We start from the raw sequence: 20,266 nt of genomic DNA, 5'->3' as shown, positions 1-20,266 counted from the left end.
AATAGAGCGTTTTCAGGAGATAAACTCTCATTTTAACATTCAATGAAGGAGTGATTGGGTTGAAGTACAGAAGACTGGGCAGAAGCGGATTGAAAGTGAGCGAAATCGGATTGGGGAGCTGGCTGACCTACGGATCGGCTACATCGGAGGAAGCAGCACGTGCCTGCATGCATCAGGCATATGAACTGGGCATTAACTTTTTCGATACATCCAATTCCTATCCGGGTGCGGAGCAGGTAATGGGCAGTACATTGAAGCAGTATCCACGCAGCAGTTACGTACTGGCTACAAAGCTCTTTTTCCCACAAGGACCGGGTCCAAACGATCGTGGATTGTCCCGCAAACATATTATAGAGCAGTGCGAAGCGAGCTTAAAGCGATTAGGTACCGATTATATTGATTTGTATCAATGCCACCGCTTTGATTCCGAAACACCAATTGATGAAACGCTTAGGGCATTAGATGACTTGCAGGCACAGGGCAAAATATTGTATGCGGGTGTCAGCGAATGGACCGCAGCACAGATTGCGGAAGCCTCCGGGATCGGCAAACGCCTGAATCTGCGTCCAATCATATCCAATCAGCCGATTTACAACATGTTTGAACGTTATATCGAGAGAGAAGGTATTATTGAACAATGTGAGCAGGAAGGACTGGGACTTATCGTATTTTCTCCATTAGCACAAGGTGTGTTGACGGGCAAATACAAACCTGGACAGCAGATTCCAGTAGGAACAAGGGCTTCCAATGATCAAACCAATGGGGTTATCAACAGTTACTTACGTGAAGATGTGCTCCAATGTACTGCACAGCTAACGGAACTGGCCAATGAGCTTGGGGCAACGTTATCCCAGTTTGCTCTGGCATGGATTCTGCGTCAGTCTGCTGTAAGTTCGGCCATCATCGGCTCCAGTAGACCGACACAAATAGAAGAGAACATCAAAGCAACCGAACTGGAACTACCTTCTGAGATCATCGAACGAACGGAGAAGATTCTATCGTCAATCAGCCATTTTGCACCGTTGAGATAGACAGTGAGAAATCGGTTATAAGTGGCAGACGACGTAGAAGATGGAGAACTGAATAACAAACGTATTGGGACTGAAAGTATCTTAGTAGAATTCGGGATACTACCCATTTAGAAAAATGAAGAATGTAAAAGTCCCTGCCGTTTCTCAGCAGGGACTTTTACATCTCGTTTCAAGGTAAAAAAATAGTTCACTTATTTTAGAGATGAGTTTCCGGTTTACTGTTGCTATCGGGAGATGCAAGTCTAGGGAATGTGAGTTTGATCATCGTACCTTCGCCAATACTGGACTCTACCAAGATCGTGCCTTTGTGCGCGGCCACCACTGCGTAAGCGATGCTCATACCAAGTCCCGCGCCATCACTTCCCTCGTCGGTGTTGGTCCCTCGGTAATAACGATCGAAGAGACGGGACTGCGTCTCCGCGTCCATACCTACCCCATTGTCACGGACGATAATGAAGGCAAGCTCGCCTTCGCTTATAACGCTCAGTGTGATTTCCGTTCCTGGCGGGTTATGCTTGACAGCGTTGGAGATCAAGTTATCGAGCAAACGTTGGAACCATTTTGAATTGGCTAAAATAGGAAGAGAAGCCGGGCTTTCTTCGAAATCGAAAACCACGTTTTGCAGCGTTGCATCGTTAACATAGCGTAGAACGGCACGTCGAACGAATTCATTAAGTTCAAGCGGCTCCAGCTTTTCACCTGGCGTATGATTTTTCAGTTCAAATGTAAGCGAGAAGTCCTGCAGCAGTTCCAGCATATATGTACTCTTTTCGCGGATTGTGCCTCCAACCTCTCTCAGTTCATCCTCACTCCAGCTGAACTGTCCACTCTCTAGCAGGTGCCCGTAACCCTGAACGGTTGTAAGTGGTGTACGTAGATCATGGGAAATGCCGGTCATCCATTCTTCGCGTGATTGCTCGAGACGCAGGCGTTCATTACGGGCAAAGGCTAATTTATCTGCCATTTCAGAGAAGCCTGCGATAACCTCATGGTATAGCTTATAACGGGCACGAAAACGGCCTTTTCTGCTGAAAATTTTCTTGCGTTCTTTCTCGGTAAAAACCTCCTCGTACTCGCCCCGGCCCATTCGCTCGAAACCCCTCATGAACAATAGCAGGGGACCGCCGTACCGGTAGCCGTGCCAGACAGCAAGACCAAGGGACAGCAATAAAATCGCTAAGCCGATGGTAACCAACACGATTAGCATGGTACGCAATATCGGCTGGTTACTTGATTCTGCTTCCTCTCGTGGTCGCTCAATCAGCCATGTATATTGGGAAGCGGGGTCATAATGATAGGATACGTCGATCTTGGATTTGGCTGGTTGCTGGCTCATTTGAATCAGAGCGAAGGCCCCGTATTCCTCATGGCCTGAAGGGAAACCGAAGCTCTGAACAATATGACCGCTCTTGTTTAGAACAACAAGTGAAACTCCCATTGATTTCACTTCATTTTCTAATATTCTAGCCGCGGAGTCCGGAACCTTTCCATTCTCGGAGTATAGTTTGTACCACTCTTCAAGCTTCGTTCCGTCCACGTCTTTCCGCCCGAGCAGATAGAGATTTCGGTCACCCAGAATTTCTTCATATAAGGTTGTAACTTGGTATTCATTCAGCTTTCTAGTGTCACTGATGCGCAGTAGATCAGCAGCAGAGTACTGCTCCGGCACGTCTTCAGGTACGTTTAGATTATAAACTTCCCGACCACTTTCGTTGACAATCTGGAGCCAATATCCCTTTTGTTCAAGCTGGGCTGGCCAGAAAGAAGGAAGTTCCACGCTGTCGCCTTCGATCGTGGTTTCAATCGCCAGTGAATCCAGTACATCTGAAGGAATGTCGGTCTTCAGCTGTTCGTTACCTATGTGATACATAATGGTGAATAAAGAAATTAATACGATGGCGAGAACCAACAGCCAAATGGTGAAGAACTGGATGGTAAAATGTAACCCCAAACGCCTCGTAAAGCGGCTATGTATCTTTTTGGCTTGCTTTTTCATACGTAGTCGCCCTTCACGAGCTTATATCCGAGACCCCGAACAGTCAAAAGATAACGTGGTGAGCTCGGATCGGGCTCAATGCGTTCGCGTATTTTTCGGACATGAACCATGACCGTATTATCGTCGCCAAGTCCGTCGAAGCCCCAGACTGATTCATACAGTTGGGATTTGGAGAAGACAATGTTTGGATTGCGGCACAGGAACAGCAGCAGTTGGTAGGCTTGGGCAGGGCACGGCATGTTTTGGTCGCCAACAATCAGCTCGCCTGCGCGTTCATCAAGAATAAAACCGCCGAAATCATATCGTTGACGTGGATCCGCGTTAGGTGTTGCTAACGATTGGACTGTTGATTCGGCAATTCCTCGTCTCAAGCGTGCTTTAATTCGGGCTGCTATCTCCAGGGGATTGAACGGCTTGGTAACATAATCGTCGCCACCTACAGCAAAGCCCGTCAGTCTATCCAGATCTGTTGCTCGAGCGGTCAAATAGATCAGATGTGCGTCAGATTGTGCCCGAATCTGCGGTCCAAGCTCAAAACCAGTGCGGTCAGGCAGCATCACGTCGAGCAGGATAATGTCAGCGCCATATTCCGCTAAAAGACGCATTCCTTCTTCCGCATTGTCTGCTGTATAGATATCCTCGAAGCCTTCCTTGCGCAGTACGAACTCGATCATCTGCACGATGGCTTTTTCGTCGTCCACGATTAGAATTTTTGCAGAATTCATTGGAAATTTCCTCCTTGTCTTCATATTGCAATAGTCATTGTACCAGAGAAACCTTAACGATGCTTAAAGTAAGCAGGTTGTTTTCATGGCTGCGTTAAGGAAATGTTAAGGAAGACTTTAGCGCTCATTTAGGGCGGAGTACTATGCTGTATACAGAGGTGATTGAATTGATTATTAATAAAAAGCGCGTTCAATTAATCGATGGACTGCGCGGATTCAGCCTGGTAGGCATTGTATTGGCGAATATGTTGATTTTTCAATACGGTCTGTTTGGTGAGAGCGAACCGCAATTGTTTGGGATTAAAGGGACGGACTTGGCTTTTCATTCATTCCTGAATATCACGGTGGTCGGCAGCTTCATGCCAATCTTCGCGTTTATGTTCGGATTCGGGATGATTAAGCTATCGGATAGTTTGAAAACAAGGGGACTAAGGCCGAAATGTCATCTAGCCCGCCGTTTTCTGCTTCTATTGATTATCGGGCTGCTGCACTCGACATTTCTGTGGGAAGGGGACATATTGGCATTTTACGGAGTTACTGGTTTCTTACTGTTGATGTTCCTGAACCGGAAGCCAAAAACGTTATTCGTATGGGCCATCATACTACTTACGATTGCAGGGCTTCTTGGTCTCCCGTCTTCTGATTCGTCAGACCCGATGGCTGCTACGTCACAGGGCATGATCAACTACATTGTGCAGAGCCAGGATATATACGGTAACGGCAGCTATATGGAGATCAAGGACTTTCGCAATAATGCCGATCCATTTGCGGAAATGGGATCAAATTTCATCTTGCTTGTTATCGTGTTGGCCCCGATCATCACGCTGCCGATGTTTTTGCTCGGCATGCGTTCCGCCAGAATCGGAACATTTGACAACCCACAAGCAATGAGACGTACATACTATCGCCGCACAGCGGTCCTCGTTCCGGTGGGACTGTTGCTTAAAGCATACGGCGTATTAGCCCCGCAGCTGGGTGCAGAAAGCTGGCTCGGTACCGGTATTGGATCAACACTTGGAGGTATGCTGCTTGCACTGGGCTACATTTACGCTTTTGCACTCCTGTATACGGGAAAACAACGTTCTGCTCTAATGGCAAGGTTTGAGGCGGTCGGCCGTCTCTCGCTCACGAATTATCTAATGCAAAGTGTAATATGTACGTCGATTTTCTATGGATATGGGCTTGGACTGTTTGGGCATGCTGGCGTGTTCGTTGGGGCGCTGATCGCTGTTGCTGTTTATTGCATTCAGTTGTGGTTAAGCCCAATTTATCTCAAGAAGTTCCGGAGTGGCCCCCTGGAATACATTCTGCGCATCTGGACGTATCTGTCCTGGAGAGGGCAACCGAAAAAGAAGAGACAAAAGCCACGGTATACGTTAGAAGGGGAGGCAAACTCGCTTAAATCTGAACAAGGATATACAGGTTGATCATGCTTAGCGTTGAGAATACCTTACATATGTCCCATTCGCACAGGCAAGCCGTCCATTTATTGCGTAAACTACAGGAGATTCAGTAGAGCGAGGTGAATTCTATGGCTAAAATCAACGATATACGCCTAAAGGCAAAGCGATATAAAGCCAAACCCGTCTGCGTGACTCTTCATAATGGTGAAACATACATTGGTTATATCGCTGAAGTGAATAACGGTGGAGTGGTGCTAACTGGTGGAGGAACCGCATTGAGCACACCGACATCAGGAGACAGTTCCCATCGTTCCAACCGGAACCGAAAGGCTGTTTCAGGCAGTAAGGTGGTCTCCTCTCACAAAAGAAAACAGGGCAAAGGCACACGCAAGCCGTCTACACGTTCGCGGCAAATGTCGCAAGCGCAGGTTTCGTCCTTTCTGCCCATGATGGGTTCCTTGTTTGGCGGGCTCGGTGGCGGGGCTGCAGCTGGTGGTGCTGGAGGGCTACTTGGCGGAGGAATGCGATTATTCGGCATGATCCAGCAATTCGTGCCCGTCGTAAAAATGGGCTACGGTATGATTAAGTCCATCAAGCCGTTCATGGGCGCTGTCCAGGGTCTTATGGCCGGGCCTAATCAAGCTGAACAGGAAGAAGCATAATATACTCAAAGCCCCTTTGACAGATGTAAGGGGCTTTTCCTTTTGGACATAGAGGATTGGTGTTCCGGGTGAACAGAAATCAGAAATGGCGTAGGCGGACATGTAGATCCCTTCCTATCGTTCTGAATGTTTGAACAGCTTCCTGAAAAGAAGGCCATAACCGTAAGCTATAGCTAAAGGCAAAAGGTAGGAAAGGGAGGTCCAGTAGATATTCCATCCATTGAAGTACACGACTCTGCCCATTTCTTTGGCCAGCCACTCAATGAGGGTAAGCACTACGGATGTAGTGACTATGGCGAGCCAAGGTTTTGCGCCTTTTTTGATAATGGCATACATCATAAGACAACCTGAGATTGGGTAGATGCCTAGATCCATTGGAAGAGCAGTATAGGACTGATTATTGGAGTTAGGGAGTATGTTCCAGAAAAAGTTGAAACCTACACTGTTAATGCAAGCAGAGGCGGCTACTCCTAGCGGATAAAAAACGAGAAGAATTTTGGGCTGACTTCGTAAAATCCAACCACCAATTAGAACAGGGATCATAAAACCTAAAATAATATTCCCCAACATGTTGATCACTCCTCAGGTTCAACGACCATTAGCACAAAGCCAGTTTATCCGTTAATCCCTATTATTTTTATCCTCAAGAAGGGTATTGAGCTTCTGGTTTACCATTTTTAATTGTTTATCATAATGCTTATATGTAATAAACCCGATTAAGGCTTTAACTGCAAAAAATAAGATTGCGGCAATAACAATCAGTACGTAATTATGTGCAATCTGCTTGAGCCATTCATTGATCCCATTCAATCTCGGATACCCTTCTCTCTGGAAAGTACTTTGTTTCCTATTTATAGGATGAACCAATTTGCAGAAATTATGTTGTTTTGGCATTAAATTTCGCATTGACAGGATAGTTAATATCTCTTCTTTGCGTTATTATAAATAAATGGTCTCAAATAGCCGAGTGTTTCACTTCTGAACACCGATGATTTTGGAGAGATTATAATGAGGCACATCCAACAATCAGTCAGGTTAGTTTAGTTAAAGGTATGGTTACTCATTTATATGGTTTGAGTTATTCGTGAGAATAGCATTACTGAAGTGCACTGATGATAAAAGATAGTGAGGTAGAAAAAAATGATTGCAAAGACAGAAGAAGACTTTAATGGTTTGAAGGAAATCGGTAAGATCGTAGCCGCCATTCGGGATGAATTGGTGCAGCGGACAGTTCCAGGTATAACGACGAAAGAACTTGATGACATAGCCGGAGAGCTGTTTGCCAAAGAAGGGGCCGTGTCAGCTCCAAAAAGTGAATATGATTTTCCGGGGTACACTTGTATCAGTGTTAATGATGAAGTAGCGCATGGTATTCCTGGGCAGCGCGTTATTCAGGAAGGTGACATCGTAAACATAGATGTATCCGGCTCCAAGAACAGCTATTTTGCAGATACGGGAATCTCCTTTGTAGTTGGCGAGGGAGACGAAGTATTAACCAAAATATGCGACGTTGCAAAAAAAGCATTTGAAGCAGGACTAAAAAAAGCAAAACCAGGTTCCAAAAAAAGCGGCATCGGAAAAGCAGTGTTTCAAACTGCCAAGCAGCATGAATTAACGGTTATCAAAAATCTTACAGGACATGGTATTGGACGTACAATTCATGAAGCACCCGATCATATTTATAATTACAACGATACATCGGATGACGAATTGCTGAAGGATGGAATGGTTATTGCGTTTGAACCGTTTATTTCAACTTCTGAAGAAGAAGTATTCCAAAAAAATGACGGATGGACCTTTGCTACCAAAAACAGCTATGTGGCTCAAATCGAACATACGATTATCCTGACCAAAAATGGTCCAATTATTATTACGGAGTAACGAGAGAAACAAGAGCGTTATTGAAGGTCGATTTCCATTGTGAAATCGGCTTTTTTTGTGTCTCAGGTTCTTGTTCCAGGCGAACGAGAACCTGAGCATGTACTTTAAGGTTTATACCCATCCATTTGCCGTGAAGTTCGTTTTTATCTTGGATTATCTGGAGTTAAGCGGTCTGGTTTGCAGGTAGATATCGAGATCCGAACTCGACCCATTAAGAATCTGATCCGAAACAATTTTGGCCAGGACACCGTTATACACCGTTCCGTTATCTCCGTATGCCATCAAAATATAACAGTGGGGATATGTCTCGTATTGGCCGAGGACAGGCAATCCGTCATGCGTGCCTCCGTAGAAGGCGCCCAGGTAGTATTCAGGCTCGGCCGGAATGTCAGGAAATAGCTTGTTAAACTCTTGAATGAGCTTGTCCTTGCTCGCCAGAATTTTGGAATCACGGGTTGAAGCGAAGGAAGTATCCTTATCCATTCCGCCGATAATAACCCGATTGTCCGGGGTTGTACGCATATACACATATGGGCGTGCAGTTTCCCAGATCAATGTTCGTTTGTGCCAGCTTGAAAAGTCGTTAATCGGCTTCGTAATGACGGCATAGGAGCTTGCCAGCGTAGCATTCTTTTCGGATTTAAAATCACTATCTTCATACCCGGCTGCAATAATTACATGTTTGGCTCGGATTTCGCGACGTTCCTTGGTGTAGAAGACGGCATAATCCTGTTCGAATCGTCTGCCTGTTATCTCCGTGTTCTCATAGATCTTTCCTCCCTGAGCTTTTGCTTTCTCAAGAAGTCCATATACGAATTTTAAGGGGTTCATTTCTGCATCGTCATGATAGTACAGTGCTGCCTTTTTCCGGAATGGGTACGAGCCGGATATGTGCTCTTCATTCCACAGATCTACCTTAAATCCGTACTTCTGTAGAAGGGCATATTCTTCATTCAAAGCGGAAACATCCTCTTCATAGCTTGCGTAATAGAGGCTATCACGTCTTATAAAATCAGGATTGATGGGTAATTGTCCGCTTACTTGCTCAATATGATTAATAGATTGCTCGCACAGCTTTAGGTGACGAGCAGCTATTTCTTCACCAAACGAGTGGCTGAGCGATACAAAACTCTTCTCACCTGCATACTGAATCAAGGCCGTGTTGGTGCTGGTACTGCCTTCTCCAACTTTTCTCTTGTCGACAATAACGACAGATACACCCTGGTCACATAGGAAATTTGCACACTGAGCTCCGGAGCTGCCAGCGCCGATAATGAGCACATCACAGGATATGTCCTCCTCCAACTTAGGGTAAGAGGGGGGGTTAGCTATTGTTGTCGGCCAATATAACTTACCGCTCTGCAGATCCATTCGAGTCTCTCCCTTATATATATTCGGTACGTAGTATGGGCAACTCACTGGAACTCGATGCAGGATTCAGACCAATAAACAGCGATTCCTGTATTTCATCGAAAATAAGATCGGAAATGATGAAGAGAGGACAGGCTTTTTTGCCTATCCTCTCTTCATATAGTTATAGATTATTGGGCAGTCACTTTTTTATAGGATCATACAGGTACGTTTCTGCTTGATTTACCTTTTATGGATTCGGTGTAATCACGATATCATCGATAAATGCCGTATTGTCGCCGGTACCTGAAGTTCCCACAAACCGGATTTGGTGTTTCCCCGGCTTCGTGATTTGGAAGGGATTGCTGGTGTAAGCAGTGTAAGATCCGCTTCCAGGTGTAAAGGAACCGATCGACTGATCATCCAAATAGACATCAAAGGACTGTTGTCCACCAAAGCTGGTCCGCTTGGCTGCCTGAAACTGAATGACATAGCTGCCCGCAGGGAAGATCAGGGATTGGCTGAATTCACCCTGCTTACCATTTAGGGTTTGCAAATACGCAGCCTGCGTGCCTTCGGGTGCATCAGAGGCGCCAAACACGCTGCCATTGCGAATTCTGCCCGCGTTATTCTTGAAGCTCCAGGCCTCGCCGCTGCCCACAGCTACACCATTCTGAGATGTGATAGCCGGATGTTCGAAGCCATTATTTTGCAAAACAGCCTGATCCGGTACATCAACTTCCTCCACGGTGATCTGATCGATAAAGGTTGCATGGGTGCCTGTTCCCGTTGCAGTAAGGGTGATCGTATGCGAGCCATCGGCAACGGTAAACCAATCCGTCGTGAAGGATTGGTATGTACTGCTGGATGGGGTAATGGTACCAACTGTCTGACCGCCCACTTGAATTTGCACGGGCTGAGGTTGCTGAGCAGTCTGTGCAGCTGCTTTCAGGTTTAAGACGTAACTTCCTGCCGGGAACGTTACGGACTGATGAATTGAACCTTGAACACCATTCTGGCTTCGAACAAAAGCAGCCTGCAGCCCGGTGGGTGCATTCATGGAGGTCATGCTGCTGCCATTGCGCAGGATACCGGACTGATCATTAAAACTCCAATCCGCAGTAATCCCGCTCAACACACCTGTCGGATGAGTAACCACAGGTGACTCAAAGCTTGAATTACTGATATAGGGGTCCTCAGGGGTTAGTGGCAGTGTAATTCTAACGTCATCGATAAAGGCGGTGTTGTCCCCTTGAGTCGTAGTCGCCACAAATTGGATTGTATGTTTTCCACCCGTTGTCTCGAAGGCATCTGTTCTGAACGTTTCGAAGCTGCCGGACTCGGGCTGATATGAACCTATCACCTGATCATCAAAATAAACATCAAAGGATTGGGTCCCCCCAAAGCTGGTCCGTTTAGCCGCCTCAAATGACATTTGATATGTTCCTGGCTTGAAATGGATGGATTGACTTAGCGTGCCCGATACACCGCCATCCGTTTTCAGATAGCCTGTTTGTACCCCTTGAGGCGCGGCAGGGGCCTGAAATGGACCATTATTGTGCTGCACACCGGAGCGGCTGTCGAACACCCATCCGTTGGTCAAGGGACCCGGCCGGGCTGAAGTGGTACCAGGTTTCTCAAAGCCAGCATTGAAGAAAGTAACCACGGGAAGTTCATCCGGAATTTCAGGGTTTACATAGCAGCGTTTGTTTACACCTGGAATGGGATCACCCAGAATGGCGCTTGTGCAGGCAACACCATCTTCCTGAATGGAATAATTAAATAACCCATCTGCGCCGTAGGAAACAACGGCTTTTCCCTGAAAATAACAATCACCGCCATTTTCAACCATGCAGAGTTTGTACCCGTCTGGTGAACTGCTGATCTGTCCGATTTGATACAGAGAGGATACGGTGCCCGAAGGCTGCATACCAGTTTTGAACGCTTTGGCCTTGTAGAGTGCGAGTGAACCTTCGTTCAGAATAATAGGTCTCACGAAAAGGGACGACTGAGCTGTAGGTTCGCTTCCGTCGGTTGTATAACGGATTTGAGCTCCGCTCGTCGCTGTCTCCAGATAGAGCACTTCGGAGCTCGGGAACACGTGACGGTCTAGGCTAAAGGTTGGAACTTCAACTTTGCCGGCCAGTGACGAAGGCAGGACGCGTACCAGAACGACACCATATGCCGACGGATCGGCCGTACTCGTTGCGCGAACTGCGATTAACGTTTCGTCTGTCACTTGGGGTGCTTGATATACGCCGCTAGCGCTGTTAATGGTGCCATTGTTTTGTCCAACGACGCTCCAAGTCACACTTCCGATGTTATCAATGACCTCTGCTCCAAGCGTAATGGAATCCCCCGAGCGGACGGTAGGATTTACGTTATCCAGCTTGACTTGCGTCTCTGCAGGCTGGGTCGTATATATGATAACATTGTAATCGTCGCTCACATTGCTATCGGTTAACATAGCTCCCCCTGGAAAAGTTGCTGTTACAGGTGGAAGGATCGCATTTGGTTCTTGAAGGATATCGTTTTTGTATACCATTTTACGGATCGTATTATTTACCGCAGTACTGCCAAAATCCAGGGTAATTTCTTTTTCCGTACCTGCTTTTGCTTCGACGAGTACGGTATAATGGCCGTCGTTGTCTCTGAACGCTGCTGCGCGAACGTCGGTTGAGCCGTTCGTATCTACAGCCAAAACCTCACTGTGCTCAGGAATATAGCGGTTCAGCATGCCAGCGATGTAAAATGTTTTGCGAGGGTTCAGCCCCAGGGGCAATGCATCCCACATCGTATACGTACCGTTCGTTCCACCTGTAGGATCATTGGTCCATACCCCATTTAACTGCCACATCAGAGCTGATTTCACACCCATATTGGCTGTCTGAATCACTGAATTTGCATATCCGGCATCCCAGTTGCTGGCGTTGTCGTCTGCCCACCCAAATTCGGTTAAATGGAGCGGTTTATCCCCCACGTATTCTTTCCGCTGCGCGAAGGTGCTGCCCAGTCCATCGTAGGATTCTCCATAAACGTGAAAGCTGTATCCATCAATGGCGTCATCCGCATGCTCTTTCATGTACTCAATCCAGGCAGGAGCGCCTGTCTCTTCGGGCCCCCAGATTTCGATCAGATCGCGGAGTCCGTCCGCAGTCAGTCTGGCACTTGTTTTATTGACCATCTCAGCGTAATAGGCTTTCTGATCACCGGGAGCTTCAAAGTCCCAACTTCCGTTAGGCTCATTATAAAACGTCAGATACTTCACATTGTCATATCCTCGGTTATGAATCAATTCCTCAAGCAGAGCGGATGCGGAAGCCGCATAAGCATCCAGATCAGCCGGTGCACTTGTCCACGGATCAATTCCCGGTATCGGGAACCAATCGTGTACGGTCGATCCAACTTTCCAGCCGAAGTTCAATTCGACTTCCGTTCCAGCGGTTTTAAAGGCGTCGAGATATTTGTAAAAAGCTTTCATTTTGGCACTGTCCCATGTGTACGTACCTTTCGTAGGCTCCATCCAGTCGATCTGGAACCATACTCTGGCAACCTTGGGTTCAATGGTCTGTATTCGCTTTTTATCCACCTCCCAGTGGGCTTCCGTATACCCATATTGAGTCTGACCGGGCATGAGTGCTGTTGGAATGGTATTGACTCCAACGCCGAGAAAATCATCCTGAATAACATCACTTGTATCAATCGTTATGGTATGACTGGTGCTGTTCTCATTCTGTCTCTGGTTCTGGCTCTGAACTGCTGCATATGCTTGGGGAGAAACGGGAATTAACGAAGTGAGCATCGTGGTAATGAGGAGCGAAATCCCCCACCTTGAGGTTCGATAACCAGATTTACTTTTCATCTCAGCTCTCCTTTATTGTGGTATACCGCAAGGCAGAATACAGAAGCCAGGATCTCATGTAGACCTTCTGTGCGGTAATCTGCTTGCGGCAATTAAAATGATAGCGTTTTCATTAAAATACGGATTTGAATTATCCACTGAAACAGTTGAAAAAAAGTCGCTCAGGTTGAACAAAACAAAGCGCAGTTGAACGATTTTGCTCGGAAACGGCCTTTACGAAACGAAATATGCATTCTATGCTCTTGATAAGAGAACAAACGTTAGGAAGGTGACACATGCTATGAATACGTCAAACAGCGAAGCGAACAGAGAACGATGCAATCCATTACACTTTGAAAATAACAATCGTACCCTTGCTGCCCTTCGGGTTGCTGCGAACGGTCGCTATCTGGAGACATCGCAGGGTGTTCCTTTTTTCTGGCTGGGAGACACGGCTTGGGAACTGCTTCATCGCCTGAAACAGGAAGAGAGCGAGCAGTATTTACGTACAAGGGCAGCACAGGGCTTCACCGTCATTCAGACCGTGCTGCTTGCGGAGTTTAGTGGTGTCACAACGGAAAATGCACAGGGCAGACTGCCCTTGTATATGAATGGAGAAGGTGAACCAGATCCAACCCGACCGGATACCGAGGGAACTTACTCCTATTGGGATCATGTGGATTACATACTTGACCTTGCAGATAGCCTTGGACTCTATGTGGCACTGCTGCCGACTTGGGGTGACAAGTTTAATAAGAAGTGGGGGAAAGGGCCGGAGATATTTACACCAGAAACTGCGTTTATTTACGGGAAGTGGCTAGGTGAGAGATATGCTGATTACCATCAGATCGTTTGGGTGCTGGGAGGGGACCGTCCACTGGAAACGAAACGTCATTTTGACATTGTCACGTCCATGGCACAAGGGCTCAAACAAGGCGGTGCACGGCAACTTATGACCTTCCATCCGCCCGGTTGTGATTCATCTTCCCGCCAGCTTCATGATGAGTCCTGGCTGGATTTCAATATGATTCAGTCTGGACATGGAGAGCGAGAGATTACCAACAACAGGCGTGTACAACAAGATTATGAACGTGTGCCCGTTAAACCGACGCTGGATGCGGAGCCATGCTACGAGGATATTCCCGTCGGGTTCAGGGGTGAACAAGGCTATTTCGATGCAGCCGATGTGAGAAGAGCTGCATATTATGCGTTATTCTCAGGCGCGCTGGGTCACACATATGGTCATCATTCGATATGGTCTATGTATCAGGGAACGGATGATCTGGCTGAATCAAACAGCATGGGCGATTATTTCATCATATCCTGGCGTGAAGCACTGCATCGTCCAGGAGCGGAACAGATGCGTCATGTTCGTACTCTGCTTGAAGAGGAGATCGGTCCGGATTGGAGACCCAATTCACAACTGATTCACCTCAACCGTACAGGTGCCAATTACGCTGTTGCTGCACAGAATAAATATAACGCTTACATATATCTGCCCAGTGGCTTGTATGTTGACGTGGTCATGGGGTATATTGAGGGCAAACAGGTCAAAGCCATATGGTTTTGCCCCAGAACAGGAGGCACGACCGAAGTTTCTACAGATTCTACAATACCGAACCAAGGCATTAAACGTTTCACAGCCCCAACCAGCGGAAGAGGGAACGACTGGATTTTGATTTTGAAAGGGGTTTGATGCATGTATAAGGTAATGATTGTCGAGGATGAAATGCTGGTTCGCATCGGACTGAAAAATTCCGTCGAATGGAGCAAATTTGGGCTTAAGGTGTCCGCCGATTTTCCGGATGGCCAATCTGCATGGGACTATTATGAGCGCGAGAAACCCGATGTGGTCATTACCGATATCAGTATGCCAAGAATGGATGGCATGGAGCTGATCTCCAACATCCGCAAGCAGGACAAATATACGCGTGTCGTTGTGCTATCTTGTTTGGAAGAGTTCGAGCTTGCTCGCAAAGCACTTACACTGGACGTATCCAGTTATATTCTGAAGCTGACGATGACGGAAGAAGAGATTGAGCAAGTGTTGACCGGGGTCAGGGAAGAGCTGGATCAGCAGCATAACTCAACCCATGTTCAGGGCAGAGCAGCTGCAGCATCCCCGGATATGGAGCTTGTGAAGGAAAAGATGTTTAAGGATTTTATGTTCTACCGTATCTTTTCAGCGGAGGAATTTGCCAGTTTCATTACAGACAGCGGCCTTCGCCTCTCGCCTGTTCGCTTGGTCGTTTGCGTGATGGAAGTGGACCGGTATGTTTCGCTCAAGGAACGTTTCCGGGATGAGCATGGTCATCTGGTCAAGATGTCGCTGTTAAACATATTAAGCGAGATTATGTCCGGTTATAAACGAGGAGAAGCAGTTCAGATTAACGACCGGCACTACGCACTTGTGCTGCATTTTGCTGATCTGCTGTCCGAACAAGCCATCGTGCAGGAAATTCGTCAACTGCTCGAACATATTCAGGATACCATTCGCCATTATTTTAACAGTACCGTTTCGTTTGGGATCAGCAGTGTCAACGGAGGGTATGATTCGCTCCCCAGACAATACGCCGAAGCACAACGGGCATTGCAGCGCAAATTCATCACAGGCTCCGGACAGCAGCATCAAGGAACCGGGCGGGCTGACTATACTGGTGTGCTTGCCAGGCTTGAACAGATTCGAAACCACACATCCATTCGAGAATTGCTGCCAAAACTCAAAGAGAAAGAATATGATGAATGGCTGGATGAGATGGAACGTGGCATGAACCAAGAGCGAAAATCCATGGAGATCACCATCTACCAGTTCGTGCAGTGGGTCAATACGCATGTATATGATCATAACAACGAAAAAACGCTGCTGCTCAGCATGACCGAGAATCTGGAAACTTGTGACACGATGCCGGATATGCTCGACCAGGTACTCGTATATATGGATACGTTGGTTGAATTTATTAGCAAACGCTTACAAATGAGTGATGAGATCACCCGGGCCATTGAGTACGTGAAGCGACATTATACGGAAAACATTAGTCTTCAAATGGTTGCAGATCATGTTGGATTAAGCCCGGGATACCTTAGTAACCTGTTCCGCAGAGAGCTGCAGATTACGTATATCGATTATGTAAACCGATACCGAATTGAAAGGGCAAAGGAGCTGCTTGCCCAAAGTCAGCTGCGTTCTTCCGATGTGCCCGCTTTGGTTGGATTTTCGCCGGAGTACACGTATTTCAGCAAGGTTTTCAAAAAAATCACCGGTCTTAATCCGAATGAATATCGCAGACAAACGACGAACAAAGACAAGAGGGTGCCCTAATGAAGAAATCCCTCCAATCGCTTTTTGATTCCAGACAGCTGAGAACCCAGCTAATTCTCTATATTATGGTCATCAGCCTCGCCGTACTGGCTGGGGCTTCTTATTTTATTTATTCCTTTATGCAAAACATGATCAAGATTCAAAATGAACGCCTGCTATACCAGCAGTTTCAGCAGCTTGACCATAATATCGGCGGACTGGTGAAGGAGATTGATCGGTTATCCATGCTTTTTCTGCGAGATGAACACATTCAGCGGTTTTTGTACAAAATTTCGGAGAAAACGGAAGAGGAATTCCTCGAATCCAAAAACGATGTGCAGCGCGTCATTGCGGATTTTATTGACAACTACAATTATATCGATTCCATCTATATTACGGCGAACAACCTGGGAGCGGTTGGAGGAAGCCAGAAGCGGACGCTCGTTTACGATCGGGATGCATGGCAGAAGAGCTTCTTCACCTCCGAACCCTTCCTTCAGACGCTTGAACAGTATCCTCAGCTGATTATCCATTCCGGGATCAAAAAATCATTCTACAACCCTTATCTCACCGGCAAAGATGACGGCTATCTAATCAGTCTGATGCGGGGAACTCGTGCAATCTATGATCCAACAACAAGTGCCACACTGATCATCAATATTGATGAACGCTATCTGTCATCCATCTACTCTACAGCGCTGAACAGCGAAGAAGGAGACATGTATATCGCGAACGCTGAGGGAACGGTTTTATCGGCCAGTGAGGCGGATCGGGTAGGTACGCAGAGTCACTTGAAACCCGGTGTGGAGCTGGCGGACGGAGCTTACGGAAGTTTGGATGACGAAAAAGGTGGACGCAGCATGCAGGTTGTATATTACAAACTCCATGACGGCGGCTGGTATCTCCTGAAGGAAATTCCGCTCAGCCAGTATGCCGATCAGATCCTGGGTGTTCAACGAATGCTGGTACTGGTATTCTCGATTAGCGTGCTCGCCATATTTATCGCCTCATACTTCTGGTTGCGCAAAATCATCAAACCACTGAACCAATTGTCCAGCAAAATGAAAGATATGAGTCGCGGTGAACTCGGGGTCACCGTGGATCATGTTCCGAATAATGAGCTGGGCACGGTTATCCGCCGCTTTAACGAGATGTCGCTCAGCATGGTTGAGCTGGTGGATAAAAACAATGAGATTCAAGAGAAGAAGAGGGAGCTTGAGCTGGAGGCATTGCAATATCAGATTAATCCCCATTTCTTGTATAACACGCTGAATATGATCCGCTGGATGGCTGTTATCGTGAAGGCTGACAACATTGTTAATACGATTGTGGCTCTCGGAAATATTCTGCGTCCAGTTTTCTCCAGCAAAGATTCAATGTGTTCCCTGCGTGACGAGCTGTCGTATGTGGACAACTATTTGAAAATCATCAACATGCGATTCAACAATAACATTACGTTCACGATAGACGTCGATGAGCAGTGGATGGATTGTCAGGTTCCGCGCTTTATTCTGCAGCCGCTGCTGGAGAATTCCATTGCATCAGGCAGACAGAGCGATGACTTTGCCATCCAGATCAGGATCAGTGTCTCTGGCGATCATGATCGTCTGATGGTATGCATCACAGATTCCGGCATTGGCATGGATAGGGAGAGCATCAATGCACTCAACGAAAAGCTGGCAAGCGGTGAACCACCCAAATCCACCGTTGGCGGAAGTGGAATCGGGCTCAATAACGTCAATAAACGGATTCGATTATATTATGGTCCGGATTTCGGCATTCACTTCGTTCCTGCTGAGCAGGGGGCTAAGGCGATCGTTACATTGCCGGTTCACCGACTGTAAAACAGGAGCTTATGTCTGGATATGATGGTACAGCAACATTCGAACACAAAATGATCGATGCTCTCGTGAGCTTGGCCGGAAGGCAGCACATGAGGGCGTTTTTTTATAATGTGGTGGTGGATTTGTTCAAGCAAAAGTCTAAAATTTTTCAAGTGAGCTGGTGAGGCAGCATTGTTTTTTTCAAGCAGATCAAGGGATTCTTCATTCAAGTGAAGAAAAGAAAGCGTTACCATATGAATAAGCCCAAACGAAAGCACATGCACAAAGGAGAAATTCATATGCAACGTACCGAGACCCTGAACAGCTCTGTAAAGCAAAGAGCTGGCAAGTTGAACCGCAAGGACGGCATACACCTCCTGCTACTAGCCACACCGTTCGTCCTGTTTACGCTGGCCTTCAGTTATGTCCCTTTATTCGGATGGATCTATGCATTCTTTGATTACAAACCAGGCATTCCGCTTCAACAAACCCCGTTTTTGGGACTGGAAAATTTCCGCAACATGTTTGATGATCCGCGGATGGGCCCCGTACTGGCCAATACGCTGGCACTGAGCCTGTTGTCCATTGCAACAGCCCCCATACCGATGCTGCTTGCCATCCTGATTTCGGAGGTTCGTTCCGGCTGGTTCAAACGGCTGGTGCAGACCGTGTCCACACTTCCGAATTATATCAGCTGGATTATCGTATTCTCTCTAGCATTCAGCATGTTTAGCACCGAGGGGGCCGTCAATTCGATCATGTTAAAAACGGGTATCGGCAGCCCCCCAGTTGATATCCTGGGCAACTATGACCGTGTCTGGACGGTACAAACGTTGCTGCTGCTGTGGAAATCTGCAGGCTGGAGCGCCATTATCTATCTGGCCGCCATCGTTGGCATCGACAGCGAGCAGTATGATGCAGCGAAGGTGGATGGCGCGGGACGCATGCGCACCATTTGGCATATTACGCTGCCGAGCATCATGCCGACCTTCATTGTGCTCTTGCTGCTCTCGGTCAGTAACCTGCTCTCTGCGGGATTCGAGCAATATCTCGTATTTAGCAATGTCATGATAGCAGACCGGATTGAAGTGCTTGACCTTTATGTATATCGGCTCGGCCTTGTGACCGGGGATTACTCGTACTCCACAGCAGTGGGCATTTTCAAAACCGTCATCAGTGTCCTGCTGCTCTTCAGTGTTAACATTCTATCCAAGAAAGTTCGCGGTCAAGGCATTGTCTGACACGCAGGGAAAGGAGACATACAGAGATGCGTACACAACCCGCAGGACAGATGCTTCGTCCGGTACGCCACACGGATTGGAAAGATCTGACGTTCACCCTGTTTAATTACATCATGCTGTCACTGCTTGTCATCATCACCATATATCCGTTTTATTATATCCTCATCTATTCCATCAGTGATCCCATTGAGGTTCAAAAAGGGGTATACCTCTGGCCAGCTGGCTTCTCTCTTGAAGCATACAGAGCGACAGTTCAGCTGCCAGGCATCCTTGACGCAGCCATTGTAAGTGTCTCACGTACGGTGCTGGGTACACTGATTACGGTCTTCAGCTGTTCATTCTTTGCCTACCTCATTACCAAGGAAGAGATGCCGTACCGCAAAATCATTTACCGTTTTGTTCTGATCACCATGTACTTCAATGCTGGCTTTATTCCGTGGTATCTGACCATGAAAACTTACGGCTTGCAAAACAATTTCTTGTTATACATTATCCCAAGTGCGATGTCTGGATTTAATATTATTTTGATCAAAACGTTCATTGAACAGCTGCCCGCATCACTGGAGGAATCGGCCAAGATCGACGGGGCAGGGTACTTCAGAATCTATCGCAGCATTATTTTTCCGCTGTCGATGCCTATCATAGCCACCATTGCGGTGTTCTCAGCCGTTGGTCAGTGGAATACCTGGTTCGACAACTTCTTTCTGGTGGAAAATCCGAAGCTGCAAACGCTGCAGCTCGTGCTGTACAATTTCTTGAATCAGTCGAGCAATCTGTCCAATATGACGACCGAAGAACTGACCCGTGGGGACGTTGTCCGATCACTGACACCACAGTCCATTCGCATGACGATTACGATGCTCGTCACGCTGCCCATCGTCCTGGTGTACCCGATGCTGCAGCGTTACTTCGTCAAAGGCATCATGATGGGTGCCGTGAAGGGTTGAGGTTTAAATGAATCTGCAATCAAAACCGGATTATCCGGCATCTGCCGATAATCATAGAAGAATAAACA

At 47.1% G+C, this 20,266-nt stretch carries 14 protein-coding genes; 9 read left to right on the top strand and 5 right to left on the bottom strand.

The annotated features are described in order from the left end of the window. Positions 1 to 59: 59 nt before the first annotated feature. Positions 60 to 1,031: an aldo/keto reductase family protein gene (locus tag F4V51_RS16620; RefSeq protein ID WP_153978889.1), complete on the top strand. Its 972-nt coding sequence runs from the start codon at positions 60 to 62 to the stop codon at positions 1,029 to 1,031. 196 nt (positions 1,032 to 1,227) lie between these two features. On the opposite strand, the gene F4V51_RS16615 is transcribed toward F4V51_RS16620, so the two are convergent. After that, entirely contained in the window at positions 1,228 to 3,027 is a 1,800-nt protein-coding gene (locus F4V51_RS16615; RefSeq protein WP_153978888.1) for a sensor histidine kinase, read from the bottom strand. After that, entirely contained in the window at positions 3,024 to 3,752 is a 729-nt protein-coding gene (locus F4V51_RS16610) for a response regulator transcription factor (RefSeq protein ID WP_153978887.1), read from the bottom strand. The genes F4V51_RS16615 and F4V51_RS16610 overlap by 4 nt, the downstream gene beginning before the upstream one ends. Before the next feature lie 143 nt (positions 3,753 to 3,895). Here F4V51_RS16610 and F4V51_RS16605 point away from each other — a divergent pair, with 143 nt between their 5' ends. Both F4V51_RS16605 and F4V51_RS16600 read left to right on the top strand, forming a co-directional pair. Beyond that, positions 3,896 to 5,179 carry a DUF418 domain-containing protein gene (locus F4V51_RS16605; RefSeq protein WP_236146575.1) on the top strand — a complete coding sequence of 428 codons (1,284 nt, stop codon included), beginning with the start codon at positions 3,896 to 3,898 and terminating at the stop codon, positions 5,177 to 5,179. A gap of 104 nt (positions 5,180 to 5,283) precedes the next feature. Continuing rightward, a complete protein-coding gene (locus F4V51_RS16600; RefSeq protein WP_153978886.1) occupies positions 5,284 to 5,817 on the top strand; it encodes a hypothetical protein in 534 nt (177 codons plus the stop codon). 114 nt (positions 5,818 to 5,931) lie between these two features. On the opposite strand, the gene F4V51_RS16595 is transcribed toward F4V51_RS16600, so the two are convergent. Then, positions 5,932 to 6,387, bottom strand: a complete 456-nt coding sequence (locus F4V51_RS16595) for a hypothetical protein (protein WP_153978885.1) — start codon at positions 6,385 to 6,387, stop codon at positions 5,932 to 5,934. Positions 6,388 to 6,957: 570 nt separating this feature from the next. Between F4V51_RS16595 and map the strand changes: the two genes are divergently transcribed. Beyond that, a complete protein-coding gene (gene map, locus F4V51_RS16590; protein ID WP_153978884.1) occupies positions 6,958 to 7,698 on the top strand; it encodes a type I methionyl aminopeptidase in 741 nt (246 codons plus the stop codon). Between the two features lie 153 nt (positions 7,699 to 7,851). On the opposite strand, the gene F4V51_RS16585 is transcribed toward map, so the two are convergent. Further along, positions 7,852 to 9,069 (bottom strand): NAD(P)/FAD-dependent oxidoreductase, encoded by a 1,218-nt coding sequence (locus tag F4V51_RS16585; RefSeq protein ID WP_153978883.1) that lies wholly within the window; start codon positions 9,067 to 9,069, stop codon positions 7,852 to 7,854. A 229-nt stretch (positions 9,070 to 9,298) separates the two neighbouring features. Beyond that, the gene (locus F4V51_RS16580; protein ID WP_153978882.1) at positions 9,299 to 12,910 is read right to left on the bottom strand and encodes a chitobiase/beta-hexosaminidase C-terminal domain-containing protein; all 3,612 of its coding nucleotides are present in this window, start codon (positions 12,908 to 12,910) and stop codon (positions 9,299 to 9,301) included. A 280-nt stretch (positions 12,911 to 13,190) separates the two neighbouring features. Between F4V51_RS16580 and F4V51_RS16575 the strand changes: the two genes are divergently transcribed. The 5 genes from F4V51_RS16575 (at position 13,191) to F4V51_RS16555 (ending at position 20,198) form a co-directional block, all read left to right on the top strand. Next, the gene (locus tag F4V51_RS16575) at positions 13,191 to 14,585 is read left to right on the top strand and encodes a glycoside hydrolase family 140 protein (protein ID WP_153978881.1); all 1,395 of its coding nucleotides are present in this window, start codon (positions 13,191 to 13,193) and stop codon (positions 14,583 to 14,585) included. A 3-nt stretch (positions 14,586 to 14,588) separates the two neighbouring features. Beyond that, on the top strand, positions 14,589 to 16,208 hold the full coding sequence (locus tag F4V51_RS16570; protein WP_153978880.1) for a response regulator: 1,620 nt from the start codon (positions 14,589 to 14,591) through the stop codon (positions 16,206 to 16,208). After that, complete coding sequence (locus F4V51_RS16565; RefSeq protein WP_153978879.1) at positions 16,208 to 18,031, top strand: cache domain-containing sensor histidine kinase; 1,824 nt, start codon at positions 16,208 to 16,210, stop codon at positions 18,029 to 18,031. The genes F4V51_RS16570 and F4V51_RS16565 overlap by 1 nt, the downstream gene beginning before the upstream one ends. Before the next feature lie 278 nt (positions 18,032 to 18,309). After that, positions 18,310 to 19,251, top strand: a complete 942-nt coding sequence (locus F4V51_RS16560; RefSeq protein ID WP_095286627.1) for an ABC transporter permease — start codon at positions 18,310 to 18,312, stop codon at positions 19,249 to 19,251. 26 nt (positions 19,252 to 19,277) lie between these two features. Beyond that, entirely contained in the window at positions 19,278 to 20,198 is a 921-nt protein-coding gene (locus F4V51_RS16555; protein ID WP_227779495.1) for a carbohydrate ABC transporter permease, read from the top strand. Positions 20,199 to 20,266: the final 68 nt, after the last annotated feature.

It is taken from the genome of Paenibacillus xylanilyticus (assembly GCF_009664365.1).
Classification (GTDB): domain Bacteria; phylum Bacillota; class Bacilli; order Paenibacillales; family Paenibacillaceae; genus Paenibacillus; species Paenibacillus xylanilyticus_A.
This window is presented reverse-complemented; position numbering and strand designations above follow the sequence as displayed.

Bases quoted from the DNA above. Each gene is read 5' to 3' on its own strand.
- F4V51_RS16600 (WP_153978886.1), top strand. From the start codon at position 5,284: ATGGCTAAAATCAACGATATACGCCTAAAGGCAAAGCGATATAAAGCC.
- F4V51_RS16560 (WP_095286627.1), top strand. From the start codon at position 18,310: ATGCAACGTACCGAGACCCTGAACAGCTCTGTAAAGCAAAGAGCTGGC.
- F4V51_RS16580 (WP_153978882.1), bottom strand. From the start codon at position 12,910: ATGAAAAGTAAATCTGGTTATCGAACCTCAAGGTGGGGGATTTCGCTC.
- map (WP_153978884.1), top strand. From the start codon at position 6,958: ATGATTGCAAAGACAGAAGAAGACTTTAATGGTTTGAAGGAAATCGGT.
- F4V51_RS16575 (WP_153978881.1), top strand. From the start codon at position 13,191: ATGAATACGTCAAACAGCGAAGCGAACAGAGAACGATGCAATCCATTA.
- F4V51_RS16610 (WP_153978887.1), bottom strand. From the start codon at position 3,752: ATGAATTCTGCAAAAATTCTAATCGTGGACGACGAAAAAGCCATCGTG.
- F4V51_RS16605 (WP_236146575.1), top strand. From the start codon at position 3,896: ATGCTGTATACAGAGGTGATTGAATTGATTATTAATAAAAAGCGCGTT.
- F4V51_RS16555 (WP_227779495.1), top strand. From the start codon at position 19,278: ATGCGTACACAACCCGCAGGACAGATGCTTCGTCCGGTACGCCACACG.
- F4V51_RS16585 (WP_153978883.1), bottom strand. From the start codon at position 9,069: ATGGATCTGCAGAGCGGTAAGTTATATTGGCCGACAACAATAGCTAAC.
- F4V51_RS16615 (WP_153978888.1), bottom strand. From the start codon at position 3,027: ATGAAAAAGCAAGCCAAAAAGATACATAGCCGCTTTACGAGGCGTTTG.
- F4V51_RS16565 (WP_153978879.1), top strand. From the start codon at position 16,208: ATGAAGAAATCCCTCCAATCGCTTTTTGATTCCAGACAGCTGAGAACC.
- F4V51_RS16570 (WP_153978880.1), top strand. From the start codon at position 14,589: ATGTATAAGGTAATGATTGTCGAGGATGAAATGCTGGTTCGCATCGGA.
- F4V51_RS16595 (WP_153978885.1), bottom strand. From the start codon at position 6,387: ATGTTGGGGAATATTATTTTAGGTTTTATGATCCCTGTTCTAATTGGT.